Annotated in this window: 9 protein-coding genes; 2 read left to right on the top strand and 7 right to left on the bottom strand. The window is 69.9% G+C overall.

The window, feature by feature from the left end; genetic code table 11:
* The 3 genes from ABNT58_RS22240 to adh all read right to left on the bottom strand — a co-directional run.
* The coding region (locus ABNT58_RS22240) for a transporter substrate-binding domain-containing protein (protein WP_348755586.1) at nucleotides 1–579 on the bottom strand (579 nt) is incomplete at its 3' end.
* Nucleotides 580–596: 17 nt separating this feature from the next.
* Nucleotides 597–2,315 (bottom strand): PQQ-dependent dehydrogenase, methanol/ethanol family, encoded by a 1,719-nt coding sequence (locus ABNT58_RS22235; RefSeq protein ID WP_348755585.1) that lies wholly within the window; start codon nucleotides 2,313–2,315, stop codon nucleotides 597–599.
* A 67-nt stretch (nucleotides 2,316–2,382) separates the two neighbouring features.
* Nucleotides 2,383–3,903: an aldehyde dehydrogenase gene (gene adh / locus ABNT58_RS22230; protein ID WP_348755584.1), complete on the bottom strand. Its 1,521-nt coding sequence runs from the start codon at nucleotides 3,901–3,903 to the stop codon at nucleotides 2,383–2,385.
* A gap of 282 nt (nucleotides 3,904–4,185) precedes the next feature.
* Between adh and ABNT58_RS22225 the strand changes: the two genes are divergently transcribed.
* Nucleotides 4,186–6,156 carry a sigma-54-dependent Fis family transcriptional regulator gene (locus ABNT58_RS22225; protein WP_348755583.1) on the top strand — a complete coding sequence of 657 codons (1,971 nt, stop codon included), beginning with the start codon at nucleotides 4,186–4,188 and terminating at the stop codon, nucleotides 6,154–6,156.
* Between the two features lie 16 nt (nucleotides 6,157–6,172).
* On the opposite strand, the gene ABNT58_RS22220 is transcribed toward ABNT58_RS22225, so the two are convergent.
* Genes ABNT58_RS22220 through ABNT58_RS22205 form a run of 4 tightly spaced genes read right to left on the bottom strand, consistent with a single transcriptional unit; the run spans nucleotide 6,173 to nucleotide 9,463 of the window.
* A complete protein-coding gene (locus ABNT58_RS22220; protein WP_348755582.1) occupies nucleotides 6,173–6,484 on the bottom strand; it encodes a hypothetical protein in 312 nt (103 codons plus the stop codon).
* Nucleotides 6,485–6,519: 35 nt separating this feature from the next.
* The gene (locus ABNT58_RS22215) at nucleotides 6,520–7,347 is read right to left on the bottom strand and encodes a PEP-CTERM sorting domain-containing protein (protein WP_348755581.1); all 828 of its coding nucleotides are present in this window, start codon (nucleotides 7,345–7,347) and stop codon (nucleotides 6,520–6,522) included.
* 45 nt (nucleotides 7,348–7,392) lie between these two features.
* Nucleotides 7,393–8,511, bottom strand: coding sequence for a hypothetical protein (locus tag ABNT58_RS22210; protein WP_348755580.1), 1,119 nt, complete (start codon nucleotides 8,509–8,511; stop codon nucleotides 7,393–7,395).
* Between the two features lie 31 nt (nucleotides 8,512–8,542).
* Nucleotides 8,543–9,463: a DUF6345 domain-containing protein gene (locus tag ABNT58_RS22205; RefSeq protein ID WP_348755579.1), complete on the bottom strand. Its 921-nt coding sequence runs from the start codon at nucleotides 9,461–9,463 to the stop codon at nucleotides 8,543–8,545.
* Between the two features lie 219 nt (nucleotides 9,464–9,682).
* Here ABNT58_RS22205 and ABNT58_RS22200 point away from each other — a divergent pair.
* The coding region (locus tag ABNT58_RS22200; RefSeq protein WP_348755587.1) for a thiamine pyrophosphate-binding protein at nucleotides 9,683–9,791 on the top strand (109 nt) is incomplete at its 3' end.

The raw sequence follows: 9,791 nt of genomic DNA, 5'->3' as shown, positions 1-9,791 counted from the left end.
CGGGCCCCACAGCCAGGCGGCGTCGGCCTGGCCGTCGGCCAGGGCCTGCAGGCCTTCTTCGGCCGAGCGCACCGTCACCGCCTGCATGCCCGGCGTGGTGGCCAGCAGATGGTGCGGCGGCGTGAGCAGCTGCACCGCCACCCGCTGGCCGCGCAGCGCGGCCAGGCCGTCCACCCGCTGGCCGGGCGGCAGCACCAGGGTATAGCGGTGCACGATGAAGGGCGCCGACATCACCACCTGCGGCCGCATGAAGTCGCCTTCGGCGGGCAGGCCGATGTAGAGATCGCAGCGCTGGGCCAGCAGCGTGCTGCGCACCGCGCGCTTGCCGTACAGCGTGGGGTACCACACCTCCTGCGCGCTGCCGCGGCCCAGGGCCTCGGACAGCTTGTCGGCCAATTCCACGTAAAAGCCCTTGGGGCCTTCGGCGGCGCTGGAAAACGGCAGGTTGTCGGGGTCGGCGCAGGCGCGCAGCGGACCTTCGGCGGCGGCTGCCGCCGGCGCGGCCTCGGCGCTGCCCACGGTGGCCGCCAGCACAGCCACCACCGCCGTTGCCCGCCACTTGTCTAGACAGGTCGTCATCGTCAGCCTCCGGCCCGTCACAGCGAGAAGACGAACAGTGCGCCGCCTTCGGGCGTGGACAGCATGGTCTTGCCCAGGTCGCCCAGGAAGGCAGGGATGGACGCGGTGCGGCCCACCACGATGGCCACGTACTGCTTGCCGCCGGCGGTGAAGGTCATGGGGCCGGCCCCGATGCCGGAGCCCAGGTTCATGCGCCACAGCACCTCGCCGGTCTTGGCGTCGAGCGCGCGGAACAGGCCGCTGTTGTTGCCCGCGAACACCAGGCCGCCGCCGGTGGCCAGGGTGCCGCCGTTGAAGGGGGTGGTTTCCTTCAGGCCCCAGGCCTTGCGCTGGTTCACCGGGTCCCAGGCCACCAGCTCGCCCAGAAAGTCGCCGGGGCCGGGCTTGGCCGGGAACTCCTTGCCCAGGTACATGGTGCCCTTCTTGTACTGCACCTCGGTGGCGGCCATGTCCATGCACACGTTGTTGGCCGGGATGTAGACCAGCTGCGTCTGCGGATGGAAGGACATCGGCTGCCAGTTCTTGCCGCCCAGCAGGTTGGGGCAGATGTCGCTGGCGTTGTGGCCGGTGCGCGGGCGCTTGTCGGCCACTTCGATCGGCCGTGCGGTGGCCAGGTCGATGCCGGTGGCCCAGTTGGTGGGCACGAAGGGCTTGGCCGAGATCAGCTTGCCGCTGCTGCGGTCGGCCACGTAGAAAAAGCCGTTGCGGTCGGCCTTCATCATCACCGGCTGGCTCTTGCCGTCGATCTTCAGGTCGGTCAGCACCGCCTCGTTCACGCCGTCGAAGTCCCAGGCGTCGTACGGCGTGCCCTGCAGCCACCATTTGATCTTGCCGGTGTCGGCATCAAAGGCCACCGTGGAGCTGGTGTACAGGTTGGTGGTGGCGCCATAGTCGCTGCTGTCGGGGCCGCGCAGCGCGTTGTTCCACGGGCTGGGGTTGCTGGTGCCGTAGAAGATGGTGTTGGTCTTGGCGTCGTAGCTGCCGATCAGCCAGGCCGCGCCGCCGCCGTTCTTCCAGCTGTCTCCCTTCCAGCTGGCGCTGTTGGGGTCTCCTTCGCCCGCGGTGGTGTAGGTGTTCCACAGCTGCTTGCCGGTGTGGATGTCGTAGGCGCTGAGCGCGCCGCGCACGCCGTATTCGCCGCCGCCGAAGCCGGTGACCACCGTGTTCTTGACCACCAGCGGTGGCGAGGTGATCACCGCGCCCTGCTTGTAGTCCACCACCTTGGTGTCCCACAGCTCCTGGCCGGTCTTGGCGTCCAGCGCCACCAGGTGGCCGTCGAGCCGGCCGACGAAGATCTTGCCGCTGCCGTAGGAAACGCCGCGGTTGACCACGTCGCAGCAGCCGTACTGCATGGTGTCGCCGGGCAGGTCGGGCTCGTAGCGCCAGCGGATGGCGCCGGTGGCGGCGTCCAGCGCAAACACCGTCTTGGGCCCCCACGAGCTGGAGACGTACAGCGTGTCGCCCACCACGATGGGCGTGGACTCGTTGGAGCGCAGCGCGCCCAGCTGCAGCGTGTAGGCCAGCTTCAGGTTCTTCACGTTGCCCGTGGCGATCTGCTTGAGCGGGCTGTAGTGGGTGTTGGCGTAGTCGCGGCCATACATCGGCCACTGGCCTTCTTGTGTTGTCAACTTGGCCAGGTCGTCGTTGGCCAGGGCACTGCCCATGGGCAGGCCGAAGGTGGCGGTGAAAGCAGCGGCCAGCAGCGGGCCGCCCCAGCGCGTGGGGAAGGTGGTCACGGGTTTGTCTCCTCGGGAACTGGAAAAGGGGCCCGGTGGTCCGGGCCATGCGCGCCAGAAGGCCGCGTCAGAAGAAGCCGAGCGCCTGGTCGCTGTAGCTGACCAGCAGGTTCTTGGTCTGCTGGTAGTGGTCCAGCATCATCTTGTGGTTCTCGCGGCCGATGCCCGACTGCTTGTAGCCGCCGAAGGCGGCATGCGCCGGGTAGGCGTGGTAGCAGTTGGTCCACACGCGGCCGGCCTGGATGCCGCGGCCCACGCGGAAGGAGGTGTTCATGTCACGCGTCCACACGCCGGCGCCCAGGCCGTAGGCCGAGTCGTTGGCGATGGTCAGGGCTTCTTCTTCGTCCTTGAAGGTGGTGACCGACACCACCGGGCCGAAGATCTCTTCCTGGAAGATGCGCATCTTGTTGTGGCCCTTGAACACCGTGGGCTGCACGTAGTAGCCGCCCTTGAGGTCGCCTTCCAGCACGCTGCGGCCACCGCCGATCAGGCAGGCTGCGCCTTCCTGGCGGCCGATGTCCATGTAGCCCAGGATCTTTTGCAGCTGCTCGTCGGACGCCTGCGCGCCGATCATCGTGCTCATCTCCAGCGGGTTGCCCTGCTTGATGGCGCGCACGCGTTCCACCGCGCGTTCGATGAAGGCTTCGTAGATCGATTCCTGGATCAGCACGCGCGAAGGGCAGGTGCACACCTCGCCCTGGTTGAGCGCAAACAGCGCAAAGCCTTCCAGCGCCTTGTTGAAGAAGGCGTCGTCCTTGCCCATCACGTCGGCGAAGAAGATGTTGGGCGACTTGCCGCCCAGCTCCAGCGTCACCGGGATCAGGTTCTGGCTGGCGTACTGCATGATCAGCCGGCCGGTGGAGGTTTCGCCGGTGAAGGCGATCTTGGCGATGCGCTTGCTGCTGGCCAGCGGCTTGCCGCATTCCAGGCCGAAGCCGTTGACCACGTTGACCACGCCCGGCGGCAGCAGGTCGCCGATGGTCTCCATCAGCACGAGGATGGACACCGGCGTCTGCTCGGCCGGCTTGAGCACCACGCAGTTGCCGGCGGCCAGCGCGGGCGCCAGCTTCCACACCGCCATCAGCAGCGGGAAGTTCCACGGGATGATCTGGCCCACCACGCCCAGCGGTTCATGGAAGTGGTACGCATAGGTCTGCGGGTCGATCTCGCAGATGCTGCCTTCCTGCGACCTCACGCAACCTGCGAAGTAGCGGAAGTGGTCCACCGCCAGCGGCAGGTCGGCGAAGGTGGTTTCGCGGATGGGCTTGCCGTTGTCCCAGGTCTCGGCGGCGGCCAGCATCGGCAGGTGGGCTTCGATGCGGTCGGCGATCTTGTTGAGCACCACCGCACGCTCGGCCGGCGAGGTCTTGCCCCAGGCGGCCTTGGCCGCGTGGGCCGCGTCCAGCGCACGTTCCACGTCCTCTTCGGTGGAGCGCGGGATCTCGCAGAACACCTGGCCGGTGATGGGCGTGACGTTCTCGAAGTAGCGGCCCTGGGTGGGCTCGACCCACTGGCCGTTGATGTAGTTGCCGTAGCGCTTCTTGAAGGGAACGGGGGTGCCGAAGCGGCCGGGTTCGAGCATGTTCATGACGTGTCTCCAGAGGTGGCGGGTTGCGGACTTCGAGCGGCCTTGGCGTTGCGGCGCGCTGCACCCTCTTTCTGCAGAGCCTGTGCCACCTCACCCCGGGTTTTCACCGAAGTCCGCTGCGCTGCCGAGGGAAGCGATGGTGGGCATGCCGCTCCACAATCGCTGCAGCCGGCCGTGGTCTGGCCGGCTGCGACAGACGGCCCCGCCGCGTTGTCGCAAGCTGCGACAAGCCGCTGCGGCGGCAGGCGCAAAACGCGACCGGACGAGACGCGGAGACAGCGCATGCAACATTCCCCCGCCGAAGCAGCCCAGATGCAGGCCGCGCGGCGCCGGTTCATCGAAGAGGGCACCTGGCCCGTGGATGCCGCCAAGCCGCTGCCGCAGTGGATCGAACGGTCCTGGCAGCGCTGCCGTGGCCTGGTGCCGGGGCCTGAGCCGCTGGCGCGCTCGGTGTTCGCCGGCCGGCTGGAAGCCTCGCGCAAGCTCATCGACCATGCGCAACCCGAGCTGGAAGCGCTGGCCGAGCAGATGGCCCATACCCGCAGCGTGCTCATCCTCACCGATGCGCAGGGCCTGATCCTGGAAGAGGGCGGCAGCAGCGAGTTCCTGCGCCGCGCGCAGCGGGTGGCCTTGCAGCCAGGGGTCGATTGGTCCGAAGGCCAGTGCGGCACCAATGCCATCGGCACCGCGCTGGTGGAGCGGCAGGCGCTGGAAGTGCGCGGCGCCGAGCACTTCCTGGACGAACACCACATCCTGCATTGCGCGGCCGCGCCCATCCTCTCGCCGCGCGGCGAGGTGCTGGGCGTGCTGGACGTCTCGGGCAGTGCCTCGGAGATGCACCAGCATGCGCTGGCGCTGGTCAAGCTGGCCGGCGAGCAGATCGAGCACCGGCTGATCCATGCCGATGCGCAGGGCCGGCGGCTGCTGCGCTTTCATACCAAGGCCACGATGCTGGGCACCGCACGTGAAGCGGTGCTGCTGCTGGAAGACGACCGCATCGTCGGCGCCAACTCCATCGCGCTGCGGGCGCTGGGGCTGCGCTGGGGCGCGCTGCTCGACCGGCCGATGGACGAGTTGTTCGACCGCCAGTGGCGCCGGCTGGAAGGCAGTGCCGGCCTGCTCACCACCCAGGCGGGTGATGGCTTTGCCGCCGCCTGGCAAACCCCGGTGGTGGTGGCTGCCGCCGCCGCGCGGCCGGCCGTGGCGCCGTCGCTTCGCCCCGCACCGGGCTTCGTCACCGACGACACGCTGGAGCCTTTGCTGGCCCGCGCGGTGCGCGTGCTGGACGCCGGCAGCTCGGTGCTGCTGCAGGGCGAAACCGGCGCCGGCAAGGACGTGTTCGCCGGCCTGCTGCACCAGCGCAGCCAGCGTGCACGCGGGCCCTTCGTGGCGCTGAACTGCGCCGCGCTGCCCGAAACCCTGGTGGAGGCCGAGCTGTTCGGCTATGCCGAAGGCGCTTTCACCGGCGCGCAGCGCAAGGGCCAGATCGGCCGCGTGCGTGAGGCCGATGGTGGGGTGCTGTTTCTCGACGAGATCGGCGACATGCCGCTGCTGCTGCAGTCGCGCCTGCTGCGTGTGCTGCAGGAGCGCAGCGTGACGCCGCTGGGCGGTGGACGCAGCGTGCCGGTGGACTTTGCGCTGGTGTGCGCCACCCACCGCGACCTGGCCGCGATGGTGGAGGCCGGCCAGTTCCGCGCCGACCTGTACTACCGGCTGCAGGACTACATCGTGGCGCTGCCGGCGCTGCGCGACCGGCGCGACATTCCGGCGGTGATCGAGCGGCTGTTCGCGCAGGCGGGCGGCCCGGCGCGGGGTTTGAAGCTGTCGGCCGAGGCGCTGGCTGACCTGGCCGCGCGACCCTGGCCCGGCAACCTGCGCCAGCTGGCCAGCACGCTGCGCACGCTGGTGGCACTGGCCGATGCGGGCAGCACCATCGGCGTGGCCGACCTGCCGCCGGCCGCGGCGCCGCGGGTGGTGGCCACGCCCACGCTGCCGGAGTCCGCCGGCTTGCCTGCGGGCGAGTCGATCGGCCTGCCGTTGGGCGCAGCGGCATCCGCCGCCGCCGATACGCCGGGCGCCGACCTCCGCAGCCTGACGGCCGAGGCCATCGACCGCGCGCTGCAGGCCCACCAGGGCCGTGTGGCTGCAGCGGCGCGTGCGCTGGGCGTGCACCGCAGCACCGTCTACCGCCACATCGCCCAGCGTGCGCAAGAGGCGCAGCAGGGCGGACCCATGAACGCGACCGGCGGCTGAAGCGGGCGGGGTCCGCTCAGCGCGCGCCGGCCTCGCGCCGCAACTGCCGCAGGCATTCTTCGCGCACCGCGCGCACGGGATGCGCGTGGCAACGGCGAAGGCGTTCGGCCATGTCGGGCGCGGGTGGCGCAGCGGTGGAAGCACCCGCCTCAGGCGGGTGCGACGCAGGGGCGCCTGGCGGCATGGACGCACCGGGCGCGCCGCTGGCCGATCCCGCGGGCGCGGAAGCCGCATCCACGGGCGCAGCCGCCAGCGGCCCGCACACCGCCCACAGCAGGCAGGCCGCCACCGCCACCAGCCAGTAGCCGCCCGCGCCTCGCCAGTTCATGCGGCGCATGTCAGCACCCCACCGCCGGGCCCCGCTCAGCCTCGCGAAGCCGCCGAGCGACGCCGCGCCAGGCTGCCCACCGCCACCAGCCCGGCCAGCGCCATCGCCCAGGTGGAAGGCTCGGGCACCGCCGCCACCGTGGCCAGGCCCGAGATGGTGAGGCTGCTGCCGCCCGCGCCCACGCCGGCAAAGCTCAGTGAGCGGCCGGAGATGGATTGCCCGTCGTCCGACAGCGCCAGCCGCAGTGTCAGCCGCTCGTTGGGGCCCAGTGTGGCGGTGTTCCATTGCAGGCCCATCACCGCATCGCAGCCGCCGGGTGCCAGGCAGGCCGCATCGGGCGCGCCGTCGGTGAGGTTGGCATTGGCGCTGAAGCGGCCCAGGATGCTGTTGAACGGATCGCTGGTGAAGGCATGCACCTCGCGCCGCGCGGCTTCACCCGGCAGCGCCGCGCCCCAGCTTTCACTGGCCCGGTCGAGGAAGTCGGTCTGCTGGCCATCGGGGTTGGCAAACACCATGAAGCGCAGCTGCGAGAAGCTCTCGCTCATGCTCTTGTTGGTGATGCGGTAGTCGATGGTCATCAGCCCGGTGCCGACGCCGCCCAGCTGCACGCTGTAGTCCAGCGCGGGGTTCAGCGCCGTGACGCTGCTGGGGCTGCCGGCGCTGCCCAGCCCGGTGATGAAGAGCTGCGGCACCAGCTCGAAGACATTGCCGCTGCTGCCGTAGGCGATGTCGGTGAAGCGGCCAGCCAGATCGGGCCCGCCGCTGGGCGAGACGGCAGCCTGGGCGCTGGGCAACAGGCCGGCGCAGGCCAATGCAGCCGCCAGGGCGGCCAGCGGGCGGGGGGTGCGATGACGAGGGTTCATGGGCAGTCTCCGGTGGGGCAGGTCAAGGGGGCAAGGCAAGGGGCTTCAGCGGGCCGCACGTTCGGCCTCCGTCTGCTGCACCAGGTCGTACTCGCGCACTAGGCCGGGCGCGAAGAAGGCCTTCTCGGTGGATTCCACGCGGCCGGGGCCGGCCTGCGACACGATGACCTTGAGGGCAGGCCGCATCACCCCGCACACCGGGCACAGCGGCGGGTTGGGGTCGTCGGGGTTGGGGTAGGCCTTGCGCAGCCCGATGAGGATGGACAGCGAGCCCACGCGCCGAACGCCTTCGTTGTACAGGTCCTCGGTGATCTCATTGACCAGCGCGCTGGCCGACTTCACCAGCCTGGCGTCCAGCTTGGGGTCCATCTGCGCATCGAACCAGCCATCGACCCGCGCGAACTGCACGCCGGCATCGTTGACCGCGATCACGGCCTGCCCCGGCGCAATCGCATGGTTGAGCTGGATGCCGCTGGCCGCATCCCGCAGCAGGCCGCCCGGCACGTTGAAGGCTCGCGGCAGCACCACCACCTTCTGCAGCTCGAACTGCTTGCCTTGCTGGCCGGCCTCGTCGGCGATGCCGGCCATCAGCGTGCGCACGGGGTAGGGGTTCTTGGCGCCGGGCGGCGGCTGCGGAATCTCCGACTTCGGAATGCCCAGCAGCTCGGCAAAGGCCAGGGCCTGCTTGTAGGCCTCTTCGTCGCTCAGCCGCAGCGGGCGGGGCGCGTCTTCGCTGCCGGGCTTGAAGGCCGGGCGGCGGTAGAACTTGATGTTGCCCATGCCGATGTTCTTGCTGAACGACAGCATGGTGTAGGCGCCGGTGGCGTCGTCGCGCGAGCCGGCGTCGAGCGTGCAGTCGCCTTCGTCGGCTTCCTTCTGCGCGGTGGTGGCCTGGCGGCAGTCGGGCGCAGGCACCGGGCTGCCACGGCCGAAGGTGGCCTGGGCCACGCGGCCGGGGTTGAAGCCGCGCGAGATGGCGCCATCGGGCCGGATGTTCATCAGGCGGTTGACGGTCTCGCCAGGGCCGTTGGGCAGGGCGCGCGACAGCGCGGCGGCCACGGTCTTCTGCAGTTCGTCCTGGCGGCTCTGGGCCTGCGCCTGCAGGCCGGTGAGCGTGGCCACGGCGGCCAGCGCGGCCGCCGCGATGCGGGTGTGCTTGTTCATGGTGGTGTCCTTGCGTGGGGCGCTGCGCGGCTCAGGGATTGAAGGGGCTCTGGCCGACGGGGTCGCAGCCGCGGTAGCCCATCCAGGCGTAGTGCGCATTGCCGCTGGGGGGACCGAAGGCGGCGCTGTTGTTGTAGCGCTCGTTGAGCAGCCGGTTGAGCGCGTTGCCGCCGGTCGGGCCCACGGTCATGGCGGTGGGGCACTGGTCCTGGCAGGTGCCGAACCAGCCCAGCGGGTCGTAGGCGGCGCAGCTGAACTGGTTGTTCTTGTAGTGGTTGGTCACCCACGCGGTGGCCACCGGCATGAAGTGCCCGTCCTGCGCGGTGTCGGCATAGTCGCCGTTGAAGCTGCTGCTGATCCACATGATGCCGTGGAAGCCGGTGAACACATGCAGGCCCTTGGGCGTGCCGGGTTCCTTCATGGCCACCCGCATGTTGGCGAAGTAGTCCTGGTTCAGGCTGAAGCACGACGAGGCATGCATGAACTTCAGGTTGCTGTCGCCCAGGAAGGTGGTGCCGCCGGCGGTGCCCATCTTCAGGCTGCACTGGCCCTTCCAGCTGTTGCGCATCAAGGCGCCCCAGGCATTGCCGGCGTCGAAGCCGTGGGCCGCCAGGATGGCCGCGTCGGGCCAGTCGATGTAGCTGAAGTCGGCGCAGGCCGCGTCGTAGCGCGGGTCGCAGAAGCGGCGCAGCGTGGTGCTGCCGTCGATGAACTGCCCGGTCTTGGCATGGCCCATTGCGCCCATGCGCTGGTACCAGGCGTTGGCCATGCCGGGCCAGGCGGCGCGGTCGGCGTCGGTGTCGCCGGGCGCGCAGGTGCCGCCGCTCCAGTTGCCGATGGCGTACATGTCCACCTTGAAGGCCAGGGCGGTGGACAGCCCGGTGGAGACGGCCGCTGCAGCGGCCAGCCGCAACAGCAGGCGCCGGTGTTGAGGGTTGAGGTGGATGTTCAAGATGAGCCTCCTGGGCAAGCCCGGCCCTGTCGCGAAGCTGCGTGGACCGTGAGTCAAAGGTAGGCGGGCGCCTCGAGCGGCAACACCCCCGCGCCGCTTCAAGGAAGGGGGCTCCGATGGGGGTGACAGCGGGGGCGCTCTTGTGGGGGAGACGAGGGCCGGGCAGGCCCCGCCCGTATGATCGAAGCAGCCCTTCTTCAAACTTTCTCCAAGCCGTTCATGAACACTCGCCCCGCCGGCCACGCCCTGGTCGAAGCCCTCGTTGCACAAGGTGTGGACACCGCCTTCGGCGTGCCCGGCGAAAGCTACCTGGCGGTGCTAGACGGCT

The organism is uncultured Aquincola sp. (assembly GCF_964001545.1).
Classification (GTDB): Bacteria; Pseudomonadota; Gammaproteobacteria; order Burkholderiales; family Burkholderiaceae_C; genus Aquincola.
This window is presented reverse-complemented; position numbering and strand designations above follow the sequence as displayed.